This is a genomic window from Streptomyces sp. NPDC058576 (assembly GCF_042718715.1).
Lineage (GTDB): Bacteria > Actinomycetota > Actinomycetes > Streptomycetales > Streptomycetaceae > Streptomyces.
Map to the genome: position 1 here is coordinate 49,154 of NZ_JBHXPF010000011.1, position 24,409 is coordinate 73,562.

A 24,409-nucleotide genomic window follows, 5' to 3' on the forward strand; every position below is an offset into this window, starting at 1 on the left:
GCTCCCGCCTGACTGAAACCGCGCACGAAACCGCTTACCCACAACTCCGGAGCAGGATAGTCACGTTGGGCTCGTCGCCCGAGGGCGGTCCGGACCGGCGGAGCACCGGCCCGCCGCACCCTCCCGGCCGCCCCAGGCCGCCCCCGTCGAAGCCGCCACAGCCCGGCACCGCACCAGACGCACCGCACCCGCCGCCGGATCGCCTCCCAGCGCGACCCCGACCGGGTCGCACGCGAGCGGGAAGCCGTCCAGGATGCCGCCGTAGCCACCACCCACACACAACAGGCCCTGAGGGCCGCCCCCGCGCCGCCCTGGGCGACGATCTCCCGCCTGGGGCCCCCAGACCGCCACCCGGGGTGGAGATCGGCTCTCAGCGGCCCGTACGGGCGATCTCCAGCATGGCGGGGAAGAAGTGGGCATATCGGGCACGGCGGCGGGGAAGGCGAGGTGGTCGGCCAGGTTCGCTGTCGCGCCGGACAGCCGGGGCCGGGGATGCAGAGTCCGACGCCGGCACGTCATGAGCCGCAGACGTAGTTGGTCATCCCAGTTGAGCTCTCACCTGGAACTCTCAGGTTGACCTCGCACATGGATATCTCACCTGGCACTGACAAGACCCGCTGACACATCCATGATCACCAGCTGACTCGGCGGCTCCAAAGGCGCTGAATCGTTTGAGTGTTGGACGCCCACATGACTACGGTTCAGGGCATGAAGACGACAGCCGATGCCGAGCAGGGCATGCAGAAGAACGAGGCGTCCGGACGGGACACCCGAGCGGCGATCCTGACCCGCGCGATCAGGGCCAACGTGCCGCTGCGCAAGACCTTCGTCCAGGCGAACAGGGGGGCGAAGAGCCGCCCGGGACCCCTGAGCGACTTCGTGACCGGCAGGGACCTGCGGGGACTCAGGGCCTACCTGATGATCGTGGCCGCGTGCAGCAACGGGGACAACGGCTGGTCGACCACCCACGACAGCGCCGTGTGGGCGCGGCTGATGGACATCCACGAGACCGCGAGCCCGCAGTCCGCGCGAACCGGCGCCTGGCGGGCGCTGCGCCGGCTGAAGGAGCGCAACCTGATCGAGTGCAGCCGCGTCGGAACCATGATCAAGGTGACGCTGCTGCGCGAGGACGGGACCGGGAAGGCCTACGACCGCCCCAAGGGCGACACCGAGGAGAACCGGTTCCTGCAGATCCCCACCACGTTCTGGACACAGGGCCGCGACGAGAGGCTGAGCCTGCCCGGCCTGGCCCTGTTCCTCGTGGTCGCCCGCGAGAAGCACTGGACGACCTTCCCCGCGGAATGGGCGCCCGAGTGGTACGGCTGGTCCCCCGACACTCACGAGCGCGGCCTGAAGCAACTCGTCGAGCTCGAGTTCGTCCAGGCCCGGGCCTTCCGGAAGAAGGCCCCCCTCGCACCCCTGGGCTTCACCATCGCCCAGCAGTACCAGCGGGCCCTCATCACCCGGCCGCGCAAGCCGCCGAAGAAGACCACCGCCCCCACCCCCGGATGACCCGCGGACCCGGGAGCACGTTCGGCTCCGCCCAGCTCAACACCGTGACGGACCACTTCATCGATCCGAGCCGTCCCTAGACGGCTCCGCCCACCCGTCTGCCCCAGGGGGACACCATGACCACCACGCCGAACCCGCAGCCCCAGCCCCAGCCCCAGCCCCAGCCCCAGCCCCAGCCCCACGGTGCTCCCGCTCCGGTGCCCGACCCGCCGGCCACTCCCGACCGGGCGGAATGGGTGCTGCCGGTGATCGTGATCGGGGCGGTGGTCGTCCTGATGGCGTGCGCGTTCGGGGCGTTTCTCGTCCACGCCTACCCGGCACTCAAGGAGCCGCTCACGATGGCCCTGAGCATCGCCACGCTGGCCGGGCTGCTCGTCGCCACCGTGGTGCTGCTGCACCGCCGACGGTGAACGTCGCTGCTCCCTGGAGTGAGTCGGCCGGCCGGGGCCCCGGAGATCGCATGGGCGGCGATCGGGGTCAGGGCCCGTACGGAATCCCGTACCGGCAGCGGAAGCCGTCGGTACGGGCTCCGTCGCCCGCGACGTCAGCCGACCTCGCCGCCCAGCGCCGCCAGAGTGCGCAGCAGGGTGTCCGTCTGCTCGTCCATCGGGAAGAACGACTCCACCGCGAGTTCCGAGAGGGTCACGTCGGCGGGGGCGCCGAAGGTGGCGATCGTGCTGAAGAACGCCATGTCACCGAGCGGCGTACGGATGCGCAGCGGGACGACTATGCCGGTCGGGTCCACCGGTCCGGGGTCGGCATCCGGGCCCGGCGGGGCGGGGTAGGCGGAGACCTCCTCGTACAGCTCCCGCAGGTCGTCGTGGCCAGTGGTGTCGACCTGGTGCCGCAGCCGGCCGAGGGCGTGGGCCCGGACCTGGGCGAAGTTCAGGCACTGGGAGGCGAGCCCCTCCGGGTGGAGGATCAGCCGCATCACGTTGCCACCCGACTCCGTCAGGTGCGGCGGCACGGTGCCGAGCAGGAGGGACATCGCGTCGTTGCGGTCGACGATGTTCCAGATCCGGTCGATCGCGGCGGCCGGGTACGGCTCGTGGCCGGCCAGCATCGCCCTGACCGCCGAGCGCACCATGGCCATCCGGTCGCTGTCGAGCGGCGACTCCCGGTAGGCGGGGGCGTAACCGGCCGCCAGCAGAAGGCCGTTGCGGTCCCGCAGCGGGATGTCGAGGTGCTCGGCGAGCCGGAGGACCATCTCCCGGCTCGGCCGGGCGCGGCCTGTCTCCACGCAGGAGAGGTGCCGGGTCGATGAGTCCGCCCGCAGAGCCAGGTCGAGCTGGCTGAGCTTGCGGCGACGGCGCCACGCACGAAGCAACAGGCCCACACGAGGCTGGACTTGGGTCTCCATGATCTCACCGTATCCGTGAATCCCCGCCGAGGCGTTCTTGACCTGGGAGGTCATGGAGTCCCGGACACCCCGCGTGGCACGGTGTCACCGATCCGCCGACCGAAGGAGATCCCGCATGACGTACACCCTCGCCCCGTCCGCAGCGATGGCCCCCGCACCGGACGCCTCCCGGTTTCTCCGTCTGGTGCTGCGCGTCGACAGCGTGAGTACCGCCGTGATGGGCCTCGTGCTGGTCGCGGCCGCCGTGCCGCTCGGCTCCGCGACCGGGATGCCGGTGGCCTTCGCCGTCGCGTTCGGGATCTTCCAGCTCGGCGGAGCGGGCTGTCTCGCCCTGATCGCCGGCTATCCGGTGATCCCGACGGCCCTGGCCAGAACCGTCGTCGCGGTGAACGCCCTGTGCGCGGTCGGGTGTGTGGTGACGGCCTTCGCCGGGTTCGTGCCGCTCAACGAATTCGGGGTGGTGTTCCTGCTGATCGGCGCGCTGATCGTGGCGGTCTACACGGCGCTCCAGTACACGGGGCTGCGGCGGATGACCGCGGCGACGGCCTGACCGGCCGCCGCCGGAGCCGGGGGCTTGGCCGTCGAACGTGATCGCGGTGTCCTCGCCCGCTCCGGCGTGGCGTCGCGGGAGCCGCCCCCGCCCTCCCTAGCGTGGCGGAGGCGGGACCTCCGACGGCAGGACAGACGCACCTCATGGCACCACGCACCCACTGGCTCTTCGGGGACCAGCTCGGCCCCCACTTCCTGGACCCCGACCACGGCGGCCCGGACGCCCGGGCCCCTCTCCTGATGATCGAGGCCCGGTCCGTGCTGGGCCGGCGCCGCTTCCACCGGGCCAAGGCCCACCTGGTCCTCTCCGCGATGCGGCACCGGGCGGCCGAACTGGGCGACCGGGTCCGCTACGTTCGGGCCCGGACCTACGCGGAGGGACTGGCGGAGGCGGGTTTCGGCAGCGGGGGCGACCGCCTGACGGTCTGCCACCCCACCTCCCGTGCCGCGCTGGACTTCGTGACCGCGCGGGACGGGATCGACGTCCTGCCGGCCCGGGGCTTCCTGGTGCCGCGGGAGGAATTCGGCGCGTGGGCGAAGGAGCACGGGGGCGACCACCTGCGGATGGAGGGCTTCTACCGGTGGATCCGCCGCCGGCACGAGCTGCTCATGGACGGCGATGAGCCGGCCGGCGGAACGTGGAACCTCGACCACGACAACCGCGAGCCGCCGCCCCGGGGTCGCGGGACCCTGGACGCCCCCGCCCCCTACCGTCCGCGCGAGGACGAGATCGACGACGAGGTGCGCCGCGACCTCGACCGCTGGGAGCGCGACGGCGAGGTCGCGTTCGTCGGCCGCGACGGCCCCCGCCGCTTCCCCGTCACCCGGCGGGAGGCACTGGCCGCGCTGCGGCGCTTCGTCTCCCACCGCCTCGGCGACTTCGGCCGGTACGAGGACGCGATGCTGGCGGCCGATCCCGTGATGAGCCACAGCCTGCTGTCCGTCCCCCTCAACCTGGGTCTCCTGGACCCCGCCGAGTGCGTCGACCGGGCCGAGAAGGCGTGGCGCGCGGGCGAGGCGCCGCTCAACAGCGTCGAGGGCTTCGTCCGGCAGATCGCCGGCTGGCGGGAGTACGTGTGGCAGCTGTACTGGCACTTCGGTGAGGAGTACCGGGAGCGCAACGCGCTGCGCCACAGCGCGCCGCTGCCCGACTGGTTCCTCGACCTGGACGCCGACGCCGTCACCGCGAACTGCCTGTCCACCGTGCTGGCCCAGGTCCGCGACACCGGCTGGACCCATCACATCCCACGGCTGATGGTGCTGGGCAGCCGGGCGCTCCAGGACGGCTGGGACCCGGCCGCCGTGACCGACTGGTTCCACCGGTGCTTCGTGGACGGCTACGACTGGGTGATGCTGCCCAATGTCGTCGGCATGTCGCAGTACGCCGACGGCGGCCGGATGACGACCAAGCCGTACACCTCCGGTGGCGCCTACATCAAGAAGATGAGCGACCTCTGCGGGCCGTGCTCCTACCGCCCGACCGACCGCACCGGCGAGCACGCCTGCCCGTACACGGCGGGCTACTGGGCCTTCCTGCACCGCCACCGGACGGCCCTGAGCGCCAACCACCGGATGGCCAGGGCGGTCAAGGGCCTGGACCGGCTGAAGGATCTCGACGGGCTCCTCGACGAGGTCGCGGAGCGCGGCGACCGGGCGCCCTGAGGAGGGTCTCAGTCCCCGGCGAAGTCGTCCGGAGCGGACCGGGCGAGTTCGGCGAGGGTGGCGAGAGTCCGGGAGAGCACCTCCCGGGTGGGTGACGCCAGGCCGATGCGGATCGCGTGCGGGCCCCGGTGGCGGCCGGCGGAGAACGCCGCGGCCGGGGTCAGCGCGATGGAGTGCCGCGCGGCGGCGGCGACGAAGGTGTCGGAGCGCCAGGGTGCGGGCAGCTCCCACCAGAGGTGGTACGAGGACGGGCGGCTGCGGGTGCGGAACTCGCCGAGGTGCACGTGCGCGATCTCCTGCCGCACCTCGGCCTCCCGCTGTTTGGCCCCCACGAGGGTGGCGACGACACCGTCCTCCTGCCACCGCACCATCGCCTCCAGGGGAAAGCGCATGGGCGTCCACCCTCCGGAGCGCACGGCCGCCGCGACCCGGCCGACCAGTGCGGCGGGGGCGACGGCGAACCCGAGGGAGAGTCCCGGGGAGAGCCGTTTGGAGAGGCTGTCGACGAGGACGGTGTGCTCGGGGGCCCGCGAGGCGAGGGACGGCAGGTCGCCCCGGAGGAAGGCCCAGACGGCGTCCTCGATCGCGTGGATCCCAGATGTCAGCAGCACGTCGGCCAGGTGATCGAGCCGCCGCGCGGGCATGGTGAGGGACAGCGGGTTGTGGAGGACCGGTTGTACGTAGACGGCGTGCAGCGGTTCGGCGCGGTGCGCTTCTTCCACCGCCTCCGGGATCAGCCCGTCCTCGTCCATGGCCAGGGGCACGAGGGTGACGCCGAGCCGGGCGGCGATGGCCTTCAGCACCGGATAGGTGAACTCCTCGACACCGAGCCGGGCGCCCGGCCGGGTCAGCGCGGCGACGGCGGCGGAGATGGCCTGCCGGCCGTTCCCGGCGAACAGGACACGTTCCGGATCGGGCCGCCCGCCGCCCCGTACGAGGAGATCGGCGGCCGCCTCGCGGGCGGCGGGGGTACCGGCGGGCCCCACCGGGCGGAGCACCGACTCCAGGTCGTCGGAGCGCACCAGCTTCTCCAGGCCGGCGGCGAGCAGCCCGGCCTGTTCGGGGACGACGGGGTGGTTGAGCTCCAGGTCGACTCGGCCGGCGGCAGGCTCGGAGAGGGCCGGGGCGGGGGCGGGAGCTCCGGGCGCTGCCGTGACGAACGTGCCGCGGCCGACGTGGCCGACGGTGAGGCCCCGGCGGGCCAGCTCCTGGTAGACGCGCGAGGCGGTGGAGTCGGCGATGGCGTGGAGCCGGGCGAACTCCCGCTGCGGAGGCAGGCGTTCCCCTGGCCCGAGCCGGCCGGTCGCGATCTCCTCCGCCACGGTGTCGGCGACGGACCGGAAATCCTTCATGGGCTTCCCCCTCCCCTGGTGAACCGACGGAAAGGCATCGAAGCACAGCATTGCACCGAGTGCAATGTCCGCTATTGAACCGACTCGAAAAGCGAACCTAGACTCCGATTGCACCGAGCAGGGCGGTCGGTGCGCAGGGGCCGGGCTGTCCGGCTCCGGGTGAACAGGGCGGCGGACACGCATGGTTGAGCTGAGCGGGGTGCTGGGGGTCGGAATGATCGCCCTGGGCATGGTGCTCACCCCGGGGCCGAACATGATCTATCTCGTCTCCCGGAGCATCACCCAGGGGCGACGCGCGGGGGTGGTGTCCCTCGGCGGCGTGGCCGTGGGCTTCCTGGTCTATCTGCTGGCCACGAATCTCGGCCTGTCGGTGGTCTTCCTCGCGGTGCCCGAGCTGTACGTGGCCGTGAAACTGGCCGGCGCCGCCTACCTGGCCTATCTGGCCTGGACCGCCCTCAGGCCCGGCGGCGTCTCCGTCTTCGCCCCCAAGGAGCTGCCGCGCGACTCCCCGCGCAGGCTGTTCACGATGGGCCTGATGACGAATCTGCTCAACCCGAAGATCGCCATCATGTATCTCTCCCTCATCCCGCAGTTCATCAGCCTGGAGGCGGGAAACGTCCTGCTCCAGGGCTTCGTGCTGGGCTCCGTCCAGATCGCGGTGGCCCTCACCGTCAACCTGGGCATCGTCCTGGCGGCGGGAGCCATCGCCCTCTTCCTCGCCCGGCGCCCTTCCTGGCTCCGCGCCCAGCGCTATGTCATGGGCACCGCCCTGGGCCTGCTCGCGGTGTCGGTGGCGACGGACACCTCGGCGCCGGCGGCCTCGGGCTGAACGGCCGGGCGGGGTCAGAGCATGATGAGCAGGCGCGTATCGGCCTTGAGCTTCCTGTTCACCGAGCGGCTCTGGACGTAGACCTCCAGCTTGGGGTTGTTGCCGGCCTTCACGGAGACGGTCCCGCGGACCCCGGAGCCGAACAGCAGGTTGCGCGCCGCCTCGCCCGTGTAGGCGCGGTCGGTGTCCTTCTCGACCACGATGACCTCCTTGTCGGGCTGCACCTGGACCCGGGTGCCCAACTGGTAGTAGCAGGAGCCGCGCTCGTAGGTGACGCCCGGGTGCGAGTCGACGAAGGCCCGGATCTCCATCTCCTTGTCGACCTTCAGCAGCCGGTACTTGTCGGCCGCGACCGGTTCGAGGGTGGCCCGCACGTCGTCCACGGATATGTCCTGGCCGACGGCGAACAGGTTCTTCGTGCCGCGCACGCCCTGTTCGCGGCCGCGCAGGAAGCTGGTGGCGGCGGCGCGCACGGTGCCGATCGCGTCCTCGACGCCCTTCTGGGAGTCCGCGTCCCAGATCGCGATGTTGCCCGCCGGGAAGCCGTAGTTCTGGGCGGTGCGCTTGGCCAGGGAGTTCGGCACGAGGATCGCGGACGTCCAGTGCCCCGGGAGCCCGTTCATCTTCGCGGTGATCCGGTCGAGCCACGGGCCGAGGATGGTCATGTCGCCGTCGTGCCGCCGGTCGCCGCCGGAGGCGTTCTCCTCGCCGTCCGTCACCACGATCTGGAGGAAGCTGTGCTCGCCGTACTCCTCCCAGATGTGGCCGAGGTCGTCCAGGGACTTCAGTGAGGCCTCGATGAGGGCCGTGGCGCCGTTGTTGACCTTGTACAGCCCGCGCATGGACGGCAGGTGCTTCACATCCATGTCCCAGACCAGGTTCTCCACCCGGTGGTCGAAGGAGTAGAGGCTGATCCGGGTCTCGTGGCCGAGGCTGTCGGACTCGGCCTTCAGTCCCGCCACGAACTCGTCCACGACGCGGATCAGCTGACCCTGGTGCTGGTACATGGAACCGGAGGCGTCCACGACCAGAGCGACGTGATTCACCTTGTGCTGGATCCTGTTGGCGGACATGGCTGTGCCCCTTCTCCGGTGTTCCCCGAGTCCCCCGGTGCGTTCCCCGAGCGATGTTTCGACTGTATGGGGAGGCACTGACAACGGAGCCCGGCCGGCCGCGGGACCCCGCGCACGGCCGGCCGGGGCCCGTGGCGGTTCGGTTTGCCGCAGTCAGGGCTCAGCGGGAGGAGTTGGGCTGGGCCCGGGCCGAGGCGTGCGACCGGATCCGCTTGCCGGCCGGGGGAGGACGGTGCGGGTGGGAAGTCGCGCCCGTCTCGCCCCAACTGCGCTGGCCAGCAGGGACGACGCGCTGCGCAACGTGACATTGTAGAGTGCGGTCCCCTATCGCTGGAGGGAACGCATGGGCGAGCTGAAGTCCCGCAAAATCGTCTCGGTGCCGGAGCATCTGCGCGACCAGGTGGCCAACGCCCTGCGTGCCGGGCTGATAGCGGGGGAACTCCAGCCCGGCGTGATCTACTCGGCGCCCACTCTGGCCGCCGAGTACGGCGTCTCGGCCACACCCGTGCGCGAGGCCATGCTGGATCTGGCCCGCGAGGGCCTGGTCGAGGCGGTGCGCAACAAGGGGTTCCGGGTCACCGAGCTCTCCGAGCGGGACCTGGACGAGTACACCGAGATCCGCGCGCTCATCGAGATACCGGTCATCGGCCGCGTGACCCGCACCGCCTCCCGCGAGCAGTTGGAGGCGTTGCGCCCGGTGGCCGAGGAGATCGTGGCCGCCGCGCAGCGGGGCGACCTGATCGGCTACCTGGAGTCGGACCGCCGCTTCCACCTCGACCTGCTCGCCCTCGCGGGGAACGCGCGCCTCGTCGAGACGGTGGCCGACCTGCGGGGGCGCTCCCGGCTGTACGGACTCACCGACCTCTCGCAGGAAGGGGCCTTGGTGGGTTCGGCACAGGAGCACACCGCGCTCCTGGACATCATGATCGCGGGAGACGCGGAGGGGGCCGAGGAGCACATGCGCCGCCATCTCGCGCATGTGCGGACCCTGTGGGCGGCCCGGAATGGGGAGGCCGAACGCGTCGCCCCGCCCCGCAGGGCCGGCGCTCGCTGACCCCGAAAGCCGTTTGCCCAGGGGGCTGTTCCCCCGACCGGTGTGCGGTCAGACGGTGAATCCGGTCGGATACGGGTCCGTCGGATCGAGCAGATACTGCGCGGTCCCGGTGATCCAGGCGCGGCCGGTGACCGAGGGCAGGACGGCGGGCCGGCCGCCGACCGTGCTCTCCCCCAGGATCCGGCCGGTGAAGCGGGAGCCGATGAAGGACTCGTTGACGAAGTCCTGGCCGGCCTTCAGCAGTCCCCGTGCGTGGAGTTGGGCCATCCGGGCACTGGTCCCCGTCCCGCAGGGCGAGCGGTCGAACCATCCGGGGTGGATCGCCATGGCGTGCCGCGAGTGCTCGGCGGTGGAGCCGGGCGCCTCCAGGTAGACATGGTGGCAGACGTCGATCGCGGGATCCTCCGGATGCGCCACCGGGTTCTGCTCGTTGATCGCCCGCATGACGGCCAGGCCCGCGTCGAGCAGCCGCCCCTTCTCCGCCCGGTCGAAGGGGAGGCCGAGGTCCTCGGTGCGCACGATGGCGTAGAAGTTGCCGCCGTACGCCATGTCGTAGCGGACGGGACCGAACCCCGCCACCTCGACGACCTGGTCCAGCGCGTGGCTGTACGACGCGACGTTCTCCAGGGTGACGGACTCCGCGCGGCCGCCCCGCACGGCGACCCGTGCCGTGACGAGACCGGCGGGAGTGTCGAGGCGGATGAGGGTCTCCGGCTCGACCGCCTCGACCATGCCCGTCTCCACCAGGACCGTCGCCACACCGATGGTGCCGTGGCCGCACATGGGCAGGCAGCCGGAGACCTCGATGAACAGCACGCCGAAGTCGGCGTCCGGCCGGGTCGGGGGCTGGAGGATCGCGCCGGACATGGACGCGTGGCCGCGCGGCTCGCACATGAGCAGGGTCCGCAGCCCGTCGCGTTCCGCCATGAACCGCTGCCGCCGCTCGGCCATGGTCGCGCCGGGCAGGACGCCCACCCCGCCGGTGATCACCCGGGTCGGCATGCCCTCGGTGTGCGAGTCGACCGCGTGGTAACAGACCTTCGAGCGCACGTCAGTTCACCCCCGCGTCGACGAGGGCCCGGGTGGCGGAGCGCACGACGGCCTCGGTCTCCGGGGCCAGGGGCAGACGGGGCGGACGGCAGACGCCGCCGGGGCGGCCGATCATGTCCTGGCCGAGCTTGATCGCCTGGACGAACTCGGTCCTGCTGTCCCAGCGCAGCACCGGGTGGAGCCGTCGGTAGAGCGGGAGCGCGGTGTCGAGATCGCCGGCCAGCGAGGCGTGGTAGAGGTCGAGGCAGGCGCGCGGGAAGACCTGGGGGTATCCGGCCACCCAGCCCTTGGCACCGGCGACGGCCACCTCCAGGAGGGTGTCGTCGGTGCCGATGAGGAGGTCGAGACCGGGGGCGAGTTCTTGGATCGCGTAGCACCTGCGAACGTCCCCGGAGAACTCCTTCACGCCCACGATGAACCCCTCGGCGTGCAGCTTGGCGAGCAGTTCCGGGCGCAGGTCGACCTTGGTGTCGATGGGGTTGTTGTAGGCGGTGACGGGAAGACCGGCGGAGGCCACCATCGCGTAGTGCTCCAGGACGGCGCGGTCGTCGGCCCGGTAGGCGTTGGGCGGCAGGCACATGACGGCCTGACAGCCGGCGTCTCTGGCGAACCGCGCGTGCCGCCTCGCCTCGATCGCGCCGTACGCCCCGACGCCGGGCATCACGGTGAAGCCCTCGGGGGCGTTGGCGACGGCGGTCTCGACGACGCGGTCGCGCTCCTCGTACGTCAGGGTCTGGTACTCGCCCAGCGAACCGTTCGGGGCGACGCCGTGCAGGCCCTGTTCGGCGAGCCAGGCGACGTTGTCCCCGTAGGCGCCGTGGTCGACGGCGAGGTCCCGGCCGAACGGGAGGCTCGTCGCGACGATGACGCCGTGCCAGGGCATGCGGGTGCGGTCCGTGCGGTCCATAGGAGCTCCTCAGGTGTGATCGGCAGGGGGCTCGCCGGAATCGGCGAGCGCGCCGAGGGTGACGGGGGTCGCGATCAGCCGTTCGGCGGGGGTGTACGGCTCGTCGCGGGCGGAGACGAGGCAGTGCACGGCGGGTCCGCACATCCGGCCCTGGCACCAGCCCATGCCCGCCCTGGTCAGCTGTTTGACCTGCCGGTGGTCGGCTGCCGAGCCGTGGGCGCGGGCGGAGCGGACCGCCCCCGCGGTGACCTCTTCGCACCGGCAGACCGTGGTGTCGTCGGTCAGCCAGGCCGGCCAGGCCGGCGGCAGGGGATGCGCCTGCGCCAGGGCCCGGGCGAAGGCGCGGTGCCGGGCCACCGCCCGGCGTTCCGCGGCGAGGCGTCGCATGCCCGGCAGGCCCGGCGCGGAGAGGTCGGTGAGCACGGAGACGGCGGCGACCCGGCCTTCGCTCACCGCGAGGGCGGCCCCGCCCACACCGCAGGCCTCCCCCGCCGCGTAGAGGCCCGGCACCGTGGTGCGCTGTCCGTCGTCGACCTCGGCGGCCATCGTGCCGTCGCCCGCGTCGACGAGATCGCAGCCGAGCGGGAGCAGCAGGTCGAGCTGGGGGACGAAGCCCCAGCCGACGCCCACGGTGTCGGCCTCGGTCCGGCGTTCCGTATCCGGGAGCGGTGTCCCGTCGGCGTCCAGGGATGCGGTACGCACGACGGCGACCCGCCCCTCCTGTCCTTCGGCTCCTGCTTCGGCTCCTGCTTCGGCGCCGACGATCGCGGTACGGGTGCGGACCGGGATGCGGTGCCGGGCGAGGGCGCCCGCGTACCGGGCTGCTTCGGCCCACTTGGCGGGGTTGCGCAGCAGCGGTACGGGGCTGCGCAGCCAGGCCGAGGGCGCGGCCGCCTCGCACACCGCGACGACCTCGGCCCCGCGTGCGGCGAGGGCGGCGGCGACGGGCAGCAGGAAGGGGCCCGTGCCGCCGAGGACCACCCGGCGGCCGGCGACCACTCCCCCGCCCTTGAGCAGCGTCTGGAGCCCGCCGGCGGTGAGCACGCCGGGCAGGTCCCAGCCGGGGAAGGGGAGTTGGCGGTCGTAGGCGCCGGTCGCCACCAGCAGGGCCGGTGCGCGCAGCACGACGGCACGCTCCTCGGGGGCCCGGCCGCGGTCCACGGCGTGGACGGTGAAGCCGTCCGCCTCGCGGGCCGTGGTCCACACGGAGTGGTCGAGCAGCAGCGTGAGCCGTCCGGTGCGCTCGTGGGCGGCCAGGGCGGTGCGGAGGGCCCGGTAGGTGCGCAGGTCGTGGTGCAGGTCCTCGGTGGGGACGGCCTCGCGCGCGTGGTCCGGGGGGTGGCGCCAGAACTGGCCGCCCGGGGCGGGGCCCGAGTCGACGAGGAGGACCCGAAGCCCGCCGTCCAGGGCGGTGGCGGCGGCCGCCATACCGGCCGGTCCCGCGCCCACCACCACGAGGTCGCCGGACTCACGCAGCGCACCGAAGTCCGGGGGCTCACTCATCGTCGCCCTCCCCGGTCGTGACGGCCATGCCCGCGCGGGCCCGCACCAGGCAGGCGCGCTGCCCGCCCCTTCCGTCGACGGTCACCAGGCAGTCGTAACAGACGCCGATCCCGCAGAAGACGCCTCGGGGCCGCTGTCCGCCCCGGGTGGTCCGCCAGGCGACCCGCCCCGCGGCGACGAACGCGGCGGCCAGGGTCTGTCCGGCGACGAACGGCAACGGTTCGCCGTCCACGGTGACCACGGTCGCCGCCCTCACGTCGGGAGCCTCGGTCACGTCGGCACACCTCCGGTGGTGAGGAGTCGGTCGGGCAGGAGGCCGGTGTGGGCGCCCGGATCGGCGCCGCGCCAGGGCCGGCCGAGCAGATGAGCGGTGATCAGGGCGCCGGTGCCGGGGGCGAGGCCGATGCCCGCGCCCTCGTGGCCGCACGCGTGGAGGACGCCGGGGACGCGGGGGTCGGGGCCGACGACCGGCAGGTGATCGGGGCAGTACGGCCTGAAGCCGCGGTAGGCGCGGATCAGGTGGACGTCCCGCAGGAACGGGAAGAGGCGGCACGCCTGCGCGGCGAGCCGGGTCACCACGGCCGGGTTCATCGCGGTGTCGAAGCCGACGCGTTCGCGGCTGGCGCCGATCAGGATGGTGCCCGCGCGGGTGCCTTCGACGACGCACGAGGTCTCAAGACCCTCGTCGCTGGAGGCGACGTTGGCGACGTAGTCGGCGGAGTAGACCTTGTGCCGGATCATCGGCGGCAGTGGTTCGGTGACGAGGACGAAACCCCTTCGCGGCAGGATCTCGACGGGGGCGCCGAGGCGGCGGCCGACCTCGCCGCCCCACGTACCGGCCGCGTTGACCACGGCGTCTGCGGGCAGCACCGTGCCGTCGGCGGTGCGAACTCCGCTGATCCGTCCGTCGGTTGCGGTGACCGCGGCGACGGCCTCGCCGGTACGCACCCGGGCGCCGCGCCGGACGGCGGCCCGGAGCAGTCCGGCCGCCGCGAGGACGGGCTGTACCTGGGCGTCCTGCGGGTAGTGGACGCCGCCGGGGAGGCCGGGCGCGATGTGCGGTTCGAACGCGCCGACGCGCTCGACGGGTTCGGTCCGGACGCCGGCCGCCGCCTGGCGTGCGGCGAACGCGTGCAGGGCGGTGAGGCCTTCGGGTGTGCTCGCGACGACCAGGCCGCCCTTGTTCTCGAACTCAACCGCGTGTGGGCCGAGTTCCTCGCTCGCCTCGTCCCAGAGATCGCGGCTGAGCCGGGCCAGCTCCAGTTCCGGGCCGGGCTCCTTGTCGGAGAGGAGGATGTTGCCCTCGCCCCGGCTGGTGGTGCCCGCGCCGACGGGGCCCCGGTCGAGCACCGTGACGTCGAGACCGGCGCAGGCGGCGTGAAAGGCGCAGGCCGCGCCCACGATGCCCGCGCCGATGACCACGACTTCCATCGCCACCCCCAGGTGCAATGTCACATGCCATCGCCCAAGCTATACATCGGCATGGCCCGAGGACAATGCCGCCGACGGGGTGAACTCGGGCAGGACGAGGGCCGAATGGGCCGGCCGCCCCTCCGCGGCCGGGGGCATGGCGACGAGATCGCGCAGCAGGGTGTTGCGCTCCTCCAGGGCCCGGGCGGTGGTCGGGAAGAGCAGGGCGTCACCCGTGCCGACCAGGTCCTGATTGAGCGTCACGAACGCACGGCTGTCGCGTTCGTAGGCGGTGAAAGCCGCGGTGTGGTCCCGTTCCGACGCCAGGGAACCGGCCAGCATGTACGCGCCGACGAGCGCGAGGCTGGACCCCTGGCCGGTCAGGAACGAGGGCGCGTACGCGGCGTCGCCCACCAGCGCGACCCGGCCGCTGGACCAGCGGGGCATGCGGATCTGGCTGACCACGTCGAAGAACAGGTCGTCCGCCTCGCGCAGGGCCGCGAGCATGCCCGGGACCTCCCACCCGGCGTCGGCGAAGACCTCCGCGACCAGGTCCCGTTGGGCTTCCGGGTCGCGGAAGGCCCCCAACGGCGCCTCCGGGCGCGCGAAGTTCAGGAAGCCGTGCACGTCGTCGCCGTCCCCCACGGCGTACAACACCGCTGCCCGGCCGGGGGCGTTCCACATCGTGGTCTCGTGATCGAGCCCGAAGGTGTTGGGCAGGGTGAACCCGGCGAAGCAGTATCCGAGATACCGGTGGAAGCTCTCCTCCGGGCCGAACACGAGCCCGCGGGTGTGGGAGTGCAGTCCGTCCGCGCCGATCACCAGGTCGAACGTCCGCCGGCCGCCCCCGCGGAAGGTGACGTCGACCCCGCGAGGGTGCTGGTCGAGGGTGTCGATGGAGTCGTCGAACAGGAACTCCACATCGTCACGGACCGCCGCGTGAAGAGCACCGGCCAGGGCCCCGCGCCGCACCTCCAGGTCCGTTCCCTCGACACCGCCGGTGACGGCGTGCGGGGCGATCGAGGCCAGCTGGGCCCCGTCCTCGGCGAGGAAGGTCAGCCGGCGCAGGTCGATGTGGGCGTCCCGCAGTCGCGGCAGGATTCCCATCCTCCGGACGACGTCGAGCGCGGTGCCGCGTACGTCGATGGGGTAGCCGCCGTCGCGGAGCGCGCCCGCCTTCTCGACCACCGTGACGGCGAATCCGTAACGGTTCAGCCAGAACGCGAGGGCGGGTCCCGCGATACTGGCCCCGGATATCAGGACCGTACGCCGGGGACCGGCGGGGACATCCCTGAACTGATCGGTGCGGGTCATTCCTTGACTCCTTTGCTCATGGTGCGAAGGACGAGCAGGGACAGCGCCGTGACGGCGGCGGCCAGGACCAGGCCGGTGACGAAGGCCGATTCGGCCGGGATCTTCGACCCGGAAGGGGTTCCGGCGGTGAGGATCGCCCCGGTGACCTGCACGCCCACGGCGAAGCCGATCACGCGGGTCACCAGGACCAGACCGGTGGCGATGCCGGTGTCACCGCGGTCGACGGAGGTGGCGGTGCTGGTCACCATCGCCGTGACGCACAGCCCGTTGGCGAGCCCGACCAGCGCCTTGCCGGCGACGAGGTGCCAGATCTCGGTGTGCACGGCCGCCAGGCCGAGCAGGCCGGCGGTCAGGGCGAGGACCCCGGCGGTGACCACGGCGCGCGGGCCGAGACGCCGCACCCCGATTCCGCTGATCGGCCCGGCCAGCGACGCGGCGAGAGCACCGGGCAGCAGGAAGAAGCCGATCTCGGTGGCGCTCGCCCCGAATCCGTACGCGTCGGCGGGGACCGCGAAGAGTTGCGGGACGAGATAGGTCGCCGCCGAGGTGCCGACGCAGATCAGGAACGTCAGCACGCACGACGTGCCCACGGCGGGCCGGGTCAGCATCCGCAGATCGACCATCGGCGAGGGCGCACGGCGCTCGACGGCCACCCAGCCGGTCCCGAAAGCGGCCAGCAGCACGATGAGCGCGACGAGCGCGAGGGGCTGCGCGACGAGGTCGGACGCCAGGCCGAGGACCAGCATGAGCGTGACCAGCGTTCCGCTGAGGAGGACCAGGCCGGGCCAGTCGATCCCGGTGCCGTCCGGCCGGCGCGGCGGATCGTGCGGCATCAGCCGGTTCACCAGCACCGTGGCCCCGATCACGGCGAACGTCGGCAGCGCGAACATCCAGTGCCGGGACAGTCCTTCGGCGACGGGCCCGGCCGCCAGCGTGCCCGCCATGGCGCCTCCCACGAACAGCCCGCTGACCAACCCGATGGCCACCTTGGACTCCGCGGCGGGAAGGTGTTCGCGTACGAGGATGAACGACAGGGGCAGCGCCCCCACCATCGCCCCCTGCAGCACCTGACCGAGCAGCAGCACCGGCAGGTTCGGCGCCAGGGCGGAGACCAGACCACCGGCGCAGACCACCGCCATCAGCCGGACCACGACCCGTTTTCCGCCGTAGCGGTCGCCTAACTTGCCCGCGATCGGCGTGACGAGCGCACCGGTGACCAGGAGCACGATGCTGAGCAACGCCCCTTCGGCGGGGCTCATGTCCAGCTCGCGCTGCAGGAGCGGGAGCGTCGGCGTCACGACCGATTCCAGGGCCCCGGTGGCGACCGCCAGCGCACCGAGGGCCCCGACGGCCGCCTTCCCGATCGGGAGCGCGGGAGCGTGAGTTGTGGTCATGGACGTCCTTTCCGTCGCGGCCCGGCAGGAGGGGCCGGCAGGAGGGTGCGGCCGCACACGGCTCTACGGGCACGGCGCGCATCGAGCCAGAACTACACTACACCGTGCAGTGTAGTTCCGTTAGGATGAGCCCATGCCGACCACCAAGACCCTGCGCGAGGGGTCCGCACAGAAGCGGGCCGCGATCCTCACCGCGGCCCGGGAACTCTTCCTCGCCGACGGCTTCGACCGGTCCAGCGTCGACGCGGTCGCCGCCCGGGCCGAGGTCTCCAAGCGGACGGTCTACGACTACTTCGGCGACAAGCGGACGCTGCTGCGGGCGGTCGTCGACTCCGTCGGCCAGTCACTGATCACCACGATCCGGCGCACCCTCGACGACACCCTCACCGGGCTGACGGACGCCGAGGACCTGGAGGACGGACTGGTCACGTTCTCGATGCGCATCGCGACCGACATGCTCGGCTCGGCGGAGTACGCGACGCTGCAACGGCTGCTCAGGACGGAGTCGGACCACCTGCCGCACCGGGACTACAACTCCATGGCCGACACCCCCGACGAGGCGATCGCCGATCGGTTCGCCGCCTTCGCCGAGGCCGGGCTGCTCGACGTCCCCGACCCCCGGCTGGCGGCCGACCAGTTCCTCGCGCTGACCTTCGGCGTCGCACTGGACCGGCTCGGCTCCGCGAACGCAGCGCAGGACACCCGGGTACGGCCGCTCGTCGTCGAGGGAGTACGGACCTTCCTGCGGGCCTACCGGGCCGGTCGGGGCGCGAGCGGCACCGCCTGACGTCGGCCCGCCGGCCGGGCTCCGGCGGGGCCGCCCGCCGGAGCCCGGTCCGCCGCCGCAACGGCACGCCCTACGGCACCGGCTGCTGCTGGGTGACGCAGTGGATGCCGCCGCCGCCCGTGCCGAGGCGGTCGATGTTCAGCTGCTCGATCACGCGGTCCGGGTAGAGCCGGGCCAGCGTGGCCTTCGCCGCCGCGTCCGCGCGGGAGTCGCCGAAGTGGGCGCAGATGACGGCGTCGTTGCACAGGTAGTAGTTCGCGTACGAGGCGAGGAAGTCCGGGTGGGTGGAGCGGATCCTCTCGTAGTCCGGTCCCTGGAGTTGCAGGACGTCCATCGGGCCGCCACCGGCGGTCGTCGACCCGGTGAGGATGCGGTGCTGCTGCCGGGCGTCCTTGGCATAGGCGTCGTTGTCGGTCGCGAGGGGCATCTGGACGAGGGCCTCGCCCGGCGCGAGGAAGCGTGACGTGGCGTCGACGTGGTTGTCGGTGATGTCCTGCCCGTAGACCCCGTCGAACCAGATGACCTTGGACGCGCCGTACGCCTCGCACATCTCGGCCGTCAGCGTCCGCTCGGACATGCCGGGGTTGCGGTTGCGGTTGAGCAGGCTGCTGCGGGTCGCCATCAGGGTGCCCGCGCCGTCCTGTTCGATGGCGCCGCCCTCGCCGACGAAGTCGGCGGAGGTGAACGGGACGCCGACGTACGAGGCGATGTGTCCGGCGACGCGCGCGTCCTTGCGATGGGTCTGCTTGTTGCCCCAGCCGTTGAAGTTGAGGCCCACCGCGTCGAGGCCGCCGGCCCCGTCGGTGCGGAACACCGGGCCGGTGTCCCGCATCCAGCAGTCGTCGACGGGGATGGAGCTGATGACCGTCACCGACGTGCCGCACAGCGAGCGCGCCTTGGCCGCGCTCGCGGAGTTGGCGCACATGACGACCGGCTCGTACCGGGCGATGGTGCGGGCGATCAGCGCGATGTCGGCCTGGATGCCGGCGAGGCCTCCGCTGCTCCAGATCGCGGTGCTGTCGGGCCAGGCCATCCACGTACGGGTGTGGCGGACGTCCTCCACGGGGACGCGGAAGGCGCCGGCGGCGGGGCGGCGGGCCGGTGCCGCGCCCGCCCGGCTCTGGACGGCGGCCAGGGCCGCGCCCGCGGCGGTCAGCCCGGCGGCGGTCAGGAATCTGCGCCGGTTCGGCCCGGGCCTCGCAGGGGTGCGGTGGGTGTCGGTGCTCACGTGATGCCTCCTGTGGTCTGCCCGCGAGGGAGGGCGGGCGGTTTGCGGGGAAGGCTCGGTGACCGGCTGTCACAGAGCCCTTCGGGCGGCGGCGATCTGTTCCGGGTCCCAGCCGGGGTGCGGCACGGAGTCCAGGAGCAGTCGGGTGTAGGGGTGGCGGGGCGCGGTGAGCACGTCTGCGGTGACGCCCGCCTCGATGACCCGCCCGTGGCGCATCACGATGACGTCGTCGGTGACGCAGCGGACCACGCCCAGGTCGTGGGTGATGAAGAGGTAGCCGATACCGGTCTGTTCGCGGATGTCGGCGAGGAGGTTGAGGATCTGCGCCTGGACGGACACGTCGAGGGCGGCGACGGCCTCGTCCAGGACCAGGACGGCGGGCTCCACCGCGAGGGCACGCGCGATCGCGACCCGCTGGCGCTGACCGCCGGACAGCTGCCCGGGCCGCGCGTCGGCCGCCCGCGTGGCGAGGCCCACGTGGCCGAGGAGTTCGCGCACGCGGTGCGTGGGGTCCCGGTCGGGGAAGTGCAGCCGCAGGGTCTCGCGCAGGACCGTTTCGACGGATGTTCTCGGGTCGAGGGAGAGATAGGGGTCCTGGAAGACCATCTGTACCTCGCGTGCGCGGGCCAGCCGCCCGGCCCGCCCGCGTACCGCCGCCGGTCGGCGCTTTCCGCCCACGACGACCTCACCGGAGTCGGCCTGCTCCAGGCCCACGACGATCCGGGCGGTGGTGGTCTTGCCGGAGCCGGATTCGCCCACGATGCCGAGGGATCCGCCTCGGGGCAGGGCGAAGGACACCCCGTCCACGGCTCGTACGGTTCCGTAGGCGCGGGTGAGGTTCACGGCCTGGAGCACGGGCTCAGACATCAGCGGCTCTCCCTTCGAGGCCTTCACGTCCTTCGTGGGCTTCTGGGACTTCGGGGGCTTCGGGGGCTTCGGGTACTTCGGGGACGGGGAGGGCCGCAGGTCCTTCCATCCCTCCGAGGCGGTCGCTGTGATGGCAGGCGGCCCGGTGTCCGGGGCGGTCCGGGATCGACCGGAGGTCCGGCTCCTGCTGGTCGCAGGCTTCCGTGGCCAGCCGGCAGCGCGCGGCGAAGGAACAGCCGGTCAGGGTCGTCCGCAGGTCGGGCGGCTGGCCGTCGATGGCCGCGAGGCGGCCGGCGGGAGCGTCGAGCCGGGGTGTGGAGGCGAGCAGCGCCGCCGTGTAGGGGTGACGGGGGTGGGCGAACAGCTCGTGTGCGGGGCCGCTCTCGACGATCCGTCCGGCGTACATGACATAGACGCGGTCGCTGAGGGTGGCGGCCAGGTCGAGGTCGTGGGTGACGAACAGGAGTCCCGTTTCGAATCGCCGCTGGAGCCGGGCGAGAAGGGCGACGACCTCGGCCTGGGTGGTGACGTCGAGCGCCGTGGTCGGCTCGTCCGCGAGCAGCAGGGCCGGGTCGCCCATGAGGGCCCCGGCGATCATGACGCGCTGGAGCATGCCGCCGGACACCTGGCCCGGGTACCTGTCCAGGACGGAGTCCTCCACGCCCACGGCGTGCAGGAGCTCGGTCGCACGGGCGGTCGCGTCGGCCCGGCTCATGACCTTGGGCAGGACGACGCCTTCGGTGAGGAAGTCGCCGATGCGGCGCAGCGGGTTGATGGCCGCCCGCGGGTCCTGGAAGATCATGGCGGCCTCTCCCGTGCGCAGGGCGCGCACCCGCTCGGCGTTCATGGCGAGGACGTCGTCGCCGGCGACGGCCACCCTGCCCTCGACGAGCGCGCCGGGCGGAAGGAGGCGCAGGGCGCTGCGGGAGGTGAGGGTCTTCCCGGAGCCCGACTCGCCGACGAGGGCCACGGTCTCGCCCGCCGCCACGGTCAGGTCCACGCCGTCGAGCACGGGCCGCGCGGTGCCGGGCAGGGTGATGCGCAGCCCGTGGATGTCGAGTGCGTACGTCGTCGTGGTCATGGGGTTCTCCTGGCGACACGGTCGGCCCAGTGCTCGCCGACCACGTTGAACGCGACGACGGTCAGCACGATCAGGACGCACGGCAGGACCGCGGACAGGGGGTATCCGTGCTGGATGGCGGTCTGCCCGTCGAAGACCATGCGGCCCCAGTCGGGGGTGAGCGGAGGCACGCCGAGTCCGAGGAAGGAGAGACCGGCGAGGTCCATCAGCGCGTAGCCGAAGTTGATGGTGGCCTGGGCGAGGACGACCGGGGCGATGTTGGGCAGGATGTGGCGCACGCAGATGGCGAGCGGGGCGTGGCCCTGGACCTGGTAGGCGCTGACGTAGGGGCGTTCGCGTTCGGCGAGGACGAGGGAACGGGTGAGCCGGCTGACGTAGGGCAGGTACGCCACGGCCAGGGCGATGACGGGGGCGAGCAGCCCCTCCCCGTAGACGGAGATGATGAGGATCGCCAGCAGCAGGCCGGGGAAGGCGAAGACGAGCTCCGTGCCGCGGGAGAGCACGGAGTCGAGCCAGCCGCCCCGCCAGGCCGCGGCCATGCCGACGGCGACGCCGAGGACGGTGGAGAAGGCCACGACGCCGAGCGGGCCCAGCAGCGAGGCACGGGCACCGATGAGGAGCCGGGACAGGGTGTCCCGGCCCGCGGTGTCGGCGCCCAGGGGGTGGTCGCCGCCGGTGCCGGCGAGGGCGTCGCCGAGGTCGACCGCGTTGGGGTCGTAGGGGGCCAGCCAGGGGGCGAACAGCGCGGCGAGGACGACGAGCACGGCCACGCCCAGACAGAGCACGTTGAGCGGTGAACGGGCTGACGCGGAGCGGACCTTGGCGAGTCCGGGTCGGCGCGTGAGGGTGGCGGTCATGCCGATGCCCCCCTCGCGCCGAGAGTGATCCGCGGGTCGACCACCGGGAGCAGCAGGTCGACGACGAGGTTCACCGTCATGAACAGCGCCACGACGATCAGGGAGATGGCCTGCACGGTGGGGAAGTCCTTGGTGCTGGTGGCGAGTTCGAGGAGCTGGCCGATGCCGCCGATGCTGAACGCGGTCTCCACGAGGATCGTGCAGACGAGCAGCGTCGAGACGATCAGGCCGCCGGTGGTCAGCACGGTGCCCAGCGCGTTGCGCATCACATGACGGCGGATCACGTGCCGCTCGGGCACCCCGCGACTGCGGGCGACGGTGACGTGCTCGGCGCCGAGGGCTTCGAGCATGGCGGACCGGGTGACCCGGGCGAGCATGCCGATCAGGTACAGGGCGAGGGCCACGGCGGGGAGGGTGAGATGCCACAGGGTGTCGAGGAAGCCGTCACCGGCCCCGCTGCTGGGGAACCAGCCGAGCTTGACGGCGAACAGCCCCTGCAGCAGGACGGCCGCGACGAACGACGGTGTGCCGACGGCGACCGTGGTGCTGATCAGGACGGCCGTGTCGGTGGCGCCGCCGCGTACGGCGGCGATCCGGCCGAGGAGCAGGCCGATGGTCACGACCACGGTCAGCGCCATGGCGATCAGCAGCAGAGTGGTGGGGAGGCGGTCGGCGATCAGGCGGGAGACGTCGGTGCGGTAGGTGAGGGAGCGGCCGAAGTCGCCCTGCGCCATGTCGCCGAGCCAGCGGAGGTAACGGACGGCGAAGGGATCGTCGAGGTGGTACTGCGCGTTGATCGCGGCGACGGCTTCGGGCGAGGCCGACCGGCCCGTGAGCAGAAAGCTCGCCGGGCTGCCGGGGGCCAGGTACATCGCGCCGAACACGACGAACGAGGCGGCGAGGAGGGTGGCGGCCATTTCCGCCACCCGTCGTACGGCGAATCTCAGGAGGTTCACGGTGCGGCCCCCACATCGGCCGCCCACGGGTAGTACAGGTACGCGATGGTGGTGGGGGCGCCGGTGATCCGCCGGTTGAGGAACACGGAGGTGGGCCATTCGGCGACCGGGATCCACAGCAGGCGGCCGGCGGCGTGGTGCTGGAGCTTCGTCTCGATCTCCATGCGCCGCTCGGGGTCGTGGGCGGCGGTGGCCCGGTCGACGAGTTGGTCGTAGCGCCTGTCGCTGTATCCGGCGAAGTTGAGGTAGGCGCCGGTCCTGAAGTTGGCCAGCAGGTCCAGCGGGTCGGTGACGGAGTTGTAGTAGGTGAGCGGGAACATGTCGATGCCCTCGCGTGCGCCCGGGTCGGTGAACAGGGCGGTGAAGGCGTTGGGGGCGATGGACCTGAGCCGGATGTCGAGGCCGATCTGTGTGCCCGCCGCCTGCACGGCGGTCGCCAGGAGGGAGACGTCCTGGCCGATGGAGCTGGTGGCCACGGTCAGTGTGGCGCCGGACGCGCCGGCCTCCTTGACCAGCGCCCTGGCCTTTTCGAGGTCCGGCTCGGTCGGGGGCAGTCCGGCGAACGCCGCCTTCCGGGTCGGGTCCGACGCCCGGGCCCAGGCGGCGCGCGTGGTGAGCGAGGTGGTGGCGCTGCCCGCCTCGCCCAGTCCGGCCTTGACGAACCCGGACCGGTCCAGCGCCAGGGACAGCGCCCGGCGTACGCGGACGTCGCCGAGCGGACCTTTCAGGTTGGTGATGTTGACGTTGACCGTGCTGAGGCCCTCGCCGAAGTAGAGGGTGCCCGTGACGCTCCTGCTGAGACGGGCATAGCTCTCGGTGGGGATCAGATATCCGCCGTCGACCTCGCCGCTGAGCAGGGCGTTGGTCCGGGCCGACGGGTCGGTCAGGAAGCGGAACTCCACCTTGTCCGCCTTCGCCCCGGTCCCCCAGTAGGCGTCGAACCGGTCGAGTTCGACCGACTGGCCCTTGTGCCAGGCGCCGAGTTCGAACGGGCCGGAGCAGGCGAGGCCGCCGGTGGTTCCGTAGTCCCGGCCGGCTTTCTCCACACCTGCCTTCGAGGCCACGACGCCCGCTGCCGTCGCCATGTACTGCGGGAACTGGGAGTCGGGCTTCTTCAGCTTCACCGTGACCTGGAGCGGGCCGGTCCTGGTGATGGCGGTGACGTTCCGGAAGACCTGGGCCCAGGCGGCGGCGTTGTCCGGGTTCCGTTGCCGCCCGAGGCTGTGGACCACGTCGTCGGCCGACATCGTCCGGCCGTCGTGGAAACGGACGCCTTCGCGGAGGTCGTAGACCCAGGTGGTCGGGTCGGGGTGCGACTCCTTGCGGGCCAGGCCCGGCTCGACCGTGAGACCCGGGGTCCAGCGCATCAGGCTCTCGCAGACGTTGGACAGGATCGTGTTCTGCGGGTAGTCGAAGGCCACGGTGTAGTCCAGCGTGGGCGGTTCGGCGTACACCGCCCAGCTGAACGAGTCGATCGGCCCGGCGGCCCCGGGCGTGCCGGGCGACAGCGTGAAGAAGCTGCCGGAGGAGTCCGACGTGCCGTTCGGCGGTCCGGAACAGGCCGCCAGCACCGCGAGGGCGGACAGGGCGCCGGTCACCGCGGTGAACCGGCCGTACCGGCCGCGGCGGCGTCCGCCGGGGCGGAGCCGGGGTGGAATCGTCAT

Annotated in this window: 23 protein-coding genes; 7 read left to right on the forward strand and 16 right to left on the reverse strand. The window is 72.3% G+C overall.

Features of this window, described 5'->3' with window-relative positions; genetic code table 11:
- Nucleotides 1–708: 708 nt before the first annotated feature.
- Together ACFWRV_RS11575 and ACFWRV_RS11580 are read left to right on the forward strand one after the other, a co-directional pair.
- A complete protein-coding gene (locus ACFWRV_RS11575; protein WP_384331893.1) occupies nucleotides 709–1,512 on the forward strand; it encodes a hypothetical protein in 804 nt (267 codons plus the stop codon).
- Between the two features lie 116 nt (nucleotides 1,513–1,628).
- Nucleotides 1,629–1,922 carry a hypothetical protein gene (locus ACFWRV_RS11580; protein ID WP_384331896.1) on the forward strand — a complete coding sequence of 98 codons (294 nt, stop codon included), beginning with the start codon at nucleotides 1,629–1,631 and terminating at the stop codon, nucleotides 1,920–1,922.
- A gap of 134 nt (nucleotides 1,923–2,056) precedes the next feature.
- On the opposite strand, the gene ACFWRV_RS11585 is transcribed toward ACFWRV_RS11580, so the two are convergent.
- Nucleotides 2,057–2,872 (reverse strand): helix-turn-helix domain-containing protein, encoded by an 816-nt coding sequence (locus ACFWRV_RS11585; RefSeq protein WP_384331899.1) that lies wholly within the window; start codon nucleotides 2,870–2,872, stop codon nucleotides 2,057–2,059.
- Between the two features lie 115 nt (nucleotides 2,873–2,987).
- Between ACFWRV_RS11585 and ACFWRV_RS11590 the strand changes: the two genes are divergently transcribed.
- Nucleotides 2,988–3,422: a hypothetical protein gene (locus tag ACFWRV_RS11590; protein WP_384331902.1), complete on the forward strand. Its 435-nt coding sequence runs from the start codon at nucleotides 2,988–2,990 to the stop codon at nucleotides 3,420–3,422.
- Between the two features lie 143 nt (nucleotides 3,423–3,565).
- Nucleotides 3,566–5,083, forward strand: a complete 1,518-nt coding sequence (locus ACFWRV_RS11595) for a cryptochrome/photolyase family protein (RefSeq protein WP_384331905.1) — start codon at nucleotides 3,566–3,568, stop codon at nucleotides 5,081–5,083.
- A gap of 8 nt (nucleotides 5,084–5,091) precedes the next feature.
- On the opposite strand, the gene ACFWRV_RS11600 is transcribed toward ACFWRV_RS11595, so the two are convergent.
- Complete coding sequence (locus ACFWRV_RS11600) at nucleotides 5,092–6,435, reverse strand: PLP-dependent aminotransferase family protein (RefSeq protein WP_384331908.1); 1,344 nt, start codon at nucleotides 6,433–6,435, stop codon at nucleotides 5,092–5,094.
- Nucleotides 6,436–6,616: 181 nt separating this feature from the next.
- On the opposite strand from ACFWRV_RS11600, the gene ACFWRV_RS11605 reads away from it, so the two are divergent.
- Nucleotides 6,617–7,264 carry a LysE family translocator gene (locus ACFWRV_RS11605; protein ID WP_384331910.1) on the forward strand — a complete coding sequence of 216 codons (648 nt, stop codon included), beginning with the start codon at nucleotides 6,617–6,619 and terminating at the stop codon, nucleotides 7,262–7,264.
- Between the two features lie 14 nt (nucleotides 7,265–7,278).
- On the opposite strand, the gene ACFWRV_RS11610 is transcribed toward ACFWRV_RS11605, so the two are convergent.
- Entirely contained in the window at nucleotides 7,279–8,337 is a 1,059-nt protein-coding gene (locus tag ACFWRV_RS11610; RefSeq protein WP_384331913.1) for a VWA domain-containing protein, read from the reverse strand.
- Nucleotides 8,338–8,680: 343 nt separating this feature from the next.
- Here ACFWRV_RS11610 and ACFWRV_RS11615 point away from each other — a divergent pair, with 343 nt between their 5' ends.
- The gene (locus ACFWRV_RS11615) at nucleotides 8,681–9,391 is read left to right on the forward strand and encodes a GntR family transcriptional regulator (protein WP_384331916.1); all 711 of its coding nucleotides are present in this window, start codon (nucleotides 8,681–8,683) and stop codon (nucleotides 9,389–9,391) included.
- Nucleotides 9,392–9,439: 48 nt separating this feature from the next.
- Here the strand turns inward: ACFWRV_RS11615 and ACFWRV_RS11620 are convergent, their stop codons facing one another.
- The 7 genes from ACFWRV_RS11620 to ACFWRV_RS11650 are packed head-to-tail and all read right to left on the reverse strand — an operon-like array spanning nucleotide 9,440 to nucleotide 16,969.
- Nucleotides 9,440–10,441 (reverse strand): proline racemase family protein, encoded by a 1,002-nt coding sequence (locus ACFWRV_RS11620; protein ID WP_384331919.1) that lies wholly within the window; start codon nucleotides 10,439–10,441, stop codon nucleotides 9,440–9,442.
- A 1-nt stretch (nucleotide 10,442) separates the two neighbouring features.
- Nucleotides 10,443–11,348, reverse strand: a complete 906-nt coding sequence (locus ACFWRV_RS11625; RefSeq protein WP_384331922.1) for a dihydrodipicolinate synthase family protein — start codon at nucleotides 11,346–11,348, stop codon at nucleotides 10,443–10,445.
- 9 nt (nucleotides 11,349–11,357) lie between these two features.
- On the reverse strand, nucleotides 11,358–12,851 hold the full coding sequence (locus ACFWRV_RS11630) for an NAD(P)/FAD-dependent oxidoreductase (RefSeq protein ID WP_384331925.1): 1,494 nt from the start codon (nucleotides 12,849–12,851) through the stop codon (nucleotides 11,358–11,360).
- Nucleotides 12,844–13,125, reverse strand: coding sequence for a (2Fe-2S)-binding protein (locus ACFWRV_RS11635; protein WP_384331928.1), 282 nt, complete (start codon nucleotides 13,123–13,125; stop codon nucleotides 12,844–12,846). The genes ACFWRV_RS11630 and ACFWRV_RS11635 overlap by 8 nt, the downstream gene beginning before the upstream one ends.
- Entirely contained in the window at nucleotides 13,122–14,282 is a 1,161-nt protein-coding gene (locus tag ACFWRV_RS11640; protein ID WP_384332090.1) for an NAD(P)/FAD-dependent oxidoreductase, read from the reverse strand. Before ACFWRV_RS11640 ends, ACFWRV_RS11635 begins: the two co-directional genes overlap by 4 nt.
- Before the next feature lie 39 nt (nucleotides 14,283–14,321).
- Entirely contained in the window at nucleotides 14,322–15,575 is a 1,254-nt protein-coding gene (locus tag ACFWRV_RS11645; protein WP_384331931.1) for an FAD-dependent monooxygenase, read from the reverse strand.
- A complete protein-coding gene (locus ACFWRV_RS11650) occupies nucleotides 15,572–16,969 on the reverse strand; it encodes an MFS transporter (protein WP_384331935.1) in 1,398 nt (465 codons plus the stop codon). The genes ACFWRV_RS11645 and ACFWRV_RS11650 overlap by 4 nt, the downstream gene beginning before the upstream one ends.
- 133 nt (nucleotides 16,970–17,102) lie before the next feature.
- Here ACFWRV_RS11650 and ACFWRV_RS11655 point away from each other — a divergent pair, with 133 nt between their 5' ends.
- Complete coding sequence (locus ACFWRV_RS11655) at nucleotides 17,103–17,756, forward strand: TetR/AcrR family transcriptional regulator (protein ID WP_384331938.1); 654 nt, start codon at nucleotides 17,103–17,105, stop codon at nucleotides 17,754–17,756.
- A gap of 70 nt (nucleotides 17,757–17,826) precedes the next feature.
- Here ACFWRV_RS11655 and ACFWRV_RS11660 read toward each other — a convergent pair whose 3' ends face one another.
- The 6 genes from ACFWRV_RS11660 to ACFWRV_RS11685 all read right to left on the reverse strand — a co-directional run bounded on the left by ACFWRV_RS11660 (nucleotide 17,827) and on the right by ACFWRV_RS11685 (nucleotide 24,409).
- Nucleotides 17,827–18,984 (reverse strand): agmatine/peptidylarginine deiminase, encoded by a 1,158-nt coding sequence (locus tag ACFWRV_RS11660; RefSeq protein ID WP_384331941.1) that lies wholly within the window; start codon nucleotides 18,982–18,984, stop codon nucleotides 17,827–17,829.
- Nucleotides 18,985–19,053: 69 nt separating this feature from the next.
- Nucleotides 19,054–19,851, reverse strand: coding sequence for an ABC transporter ATP-binding protein (locus ACFWRV_RS11665; RefSeq protein WP_384331944.1), 798 nt, complete (start codon nucleotides 19,849–19,851; stop codon nucleotides 19,054–19,056).
- A complete protein-coding gene (locus ACFWRV_RS11670; protein ID WP_384331948.1) occupies nucleotides 19,844–20,932 on the reverse strand; it encodes an ABC transporter ATP-binding protein in 1,089 nt (362 codons plus the stop codon). Before ACFWRV_RS11670 ends, ACFWRV_RS11665 begins: the two co-directional genes overlap by 8 nt.
- Nucleotides 20,929–21,789 carry an ABC transporter permease gene (locus ACFWRV_RS11675; protein ID WP_384331951.1) on the reverse strand — a complete coding sequence of 287 codons (861 nt, stop codon included), beginning with the start codon at nucleotides 21,787–21,789 and terminating at the stop codon, nucleotides 20,929–20,931. Before ACFWRV_RS11675 ends, ACFWRV_RS11670 begins: the two co-directional genes overlap by 4 nt.
- Nucleotides 21,786–22,745 carry an ABC transporter permease gene (locus ACFWRV_RS11680; protein ID WP_384331955.1) on the reverse strand — a complete coding sequence of 320 codons (960 nt, stop codon included), beginning with the start codon at nucleotides 22,743–22,745 and terminating at the stop codon, nucleotides 21,786–21,788. Before ACFWRV_RS11680 ends, ACFWRV_RS11675 begins: the two co-directional genes overlap by 4 nt.
- On the reverse strand, nucleotides 22,742–24,409 hold the full coding sequence (locus ACFWRV_RS11685; protein WP_384331957.1) for an ABC transporter substrate-binding protein: 1,668 nt from the start codon (nucleotides 24,407–24,409) through the stop codon (nucleotides 22,742–22,744). Before ACFWRV_RS11685 ends, ACFWRV_RS11680 begins: the two co-directional genes overlap by 4 nt.

What these genes read in the sequence shown, in the direction of transcription:
- ACFWRV_RS11575 (WP_384331893.1), top strand. Translation starts at nt 709, where the DNA reads ATGAAGACGACAGCCGATGCCGAGCAGGGCATGCAGAAGAACGAGGCG.
- ACFWRV_RS11580 (WP_384331896.1), top strand. Translation starts at nt 1,629, where the DNA reads ATGACCACCACGCCGAACCCGCAGCCCCAGCCCCAGCCCCAGCCCCAG.
- ACFWRV_RS11585 (WP_384331899.1), bottom strand. Translation starts at nt 2,872, where the DNA reads ATGGAGACCCAAGTCCAGCCTCGTGTGGGCCTGTTGCTTCGTGCGTGG.
- ACFWRV_RS11590 (WP_384331902.1), top strand. Translation starts at nt 2,988, where the DNA reads ATGACGTACACCCTCGCCCCGTCCGCAGCGATGGCCCCCGCACCGGAC.
- ACFWRV_RS11595 (WP_384331905.1), top strand. Translation starts at nt 3,566, where the DNA reads ATGGCACCACGCACCCACTGGCTCTTCGGGGACCAGCTCGGCCCCCAC.
- ACFWRV_RS11600 (WP_384331908.1), bottom strand. Translation starts at nt 6,435, where the DNA reads ATGAAGGATTTCCGGTCCGTCGCCGACACCGTGGCGGAGGAGATCGCG.
- ACFWRV_RS11605 (WP_384331910.1), top strand. Translation starts at nt 6,617, where the DNA reads ATGGTTGAGCTGAGCGGGGTGCTGGGGGTCGGAATGATCGCCCTGGGC.
- ACFWRV_RS11610 (WP_384331913.1), bottom strand. Translation starts at nt 8,337, where the DNA reads ATGTCCGCCAACAGGATCCAGCACAAGGTGAATCACGTCGCTCTGGTC.
- ACFWRV_RS11615 (WP_384331916.1), top strand. Translation starts at nt 8,681, where the DNA reads ATGGGCGAGCTGAAGTCCCGCAAAATCGTCTCGGTGCCGGAGCATCTG.
- ACFWRV_RS11625 (WP_384331922.1), bottom strand. Translation starts at nt 11,348, where the DNA reads ATGGACCGCACGGACCGCACCCGCATGCCCTGGCACGGCGTCATCGTC.
- ACFWRV_RS11630 (WP_384331925.1), bottom strand. Translation starts at nt 12,851, where the DNA reads ATGAGTGAGCCCCCGGACTTCGGTGCGCTGCGTGAGTCCGGCGACCTC.
- ACFWRV_RS11640 (WP_384332090.1), bottom strand. Translation starts at nt 14,282, where the DNA reads ATGGAAGTCGTGGTCATCGGCGCGGGCATCGTGGGCGCGGCCTGCGCC.
- ACFWRV_RS11645 (WP_384331931.1), bottom strand. Translation starts at nt 15,575, where the DNA reads ATGACCCGCACCGATCAGTTCAGGGATGTCCCCGCCGGTCCCCGGCGT.
- ACFWRV_RS11650 (WP_384331935.1), bottom strand. Translation starts at nt 16,969, where the DNA reads ATGACCACAACTCACGCTCCCGCGCTCCCGATCGGGAAGGCGGCCGTC.
- ACFWRV_RS11655 (WP_384331938.1), top strand. Translation starts at nt 17,103, where the DNA reads ATGCCGACCACCAAGACCCTGCGCGAGGGGTCCGCACAGAAGCGGGCC.
- ACFWRV_RS11665 (WP_384331944.1), bottom strand. Translation starts at nt 19,851, where the DNA reads ATGTCTGAGCCCGTGCTCCAGGCCGTGAACCTCACCCGCGCCTACGGA.
- ACFWRV_RS11670 (WP_384331948.1), bottom strand. Translation starts at nt 20,932, where the DNA reads ATGACCACGACGACGTACGCACTCGACATCCACGGGCTGCGCATCACC.
- ACFWRV_RS11675 (WP_384331951.1), bottom strand. Translation starts at nt 21,789, where the DNA reads ATGACCGCCACCCTCACGCGCCGACCCGGACTCGCCAAGGTCCGCTCC.
- ACFWRV_RS11685 (WP_384331957.1), bottom strand. Translation starts at nt 24,409, where the DNA reads ATGACGATTCCACCCCGGCTCCGCCCCGGCGGACGCCGCCGCGGCCGG.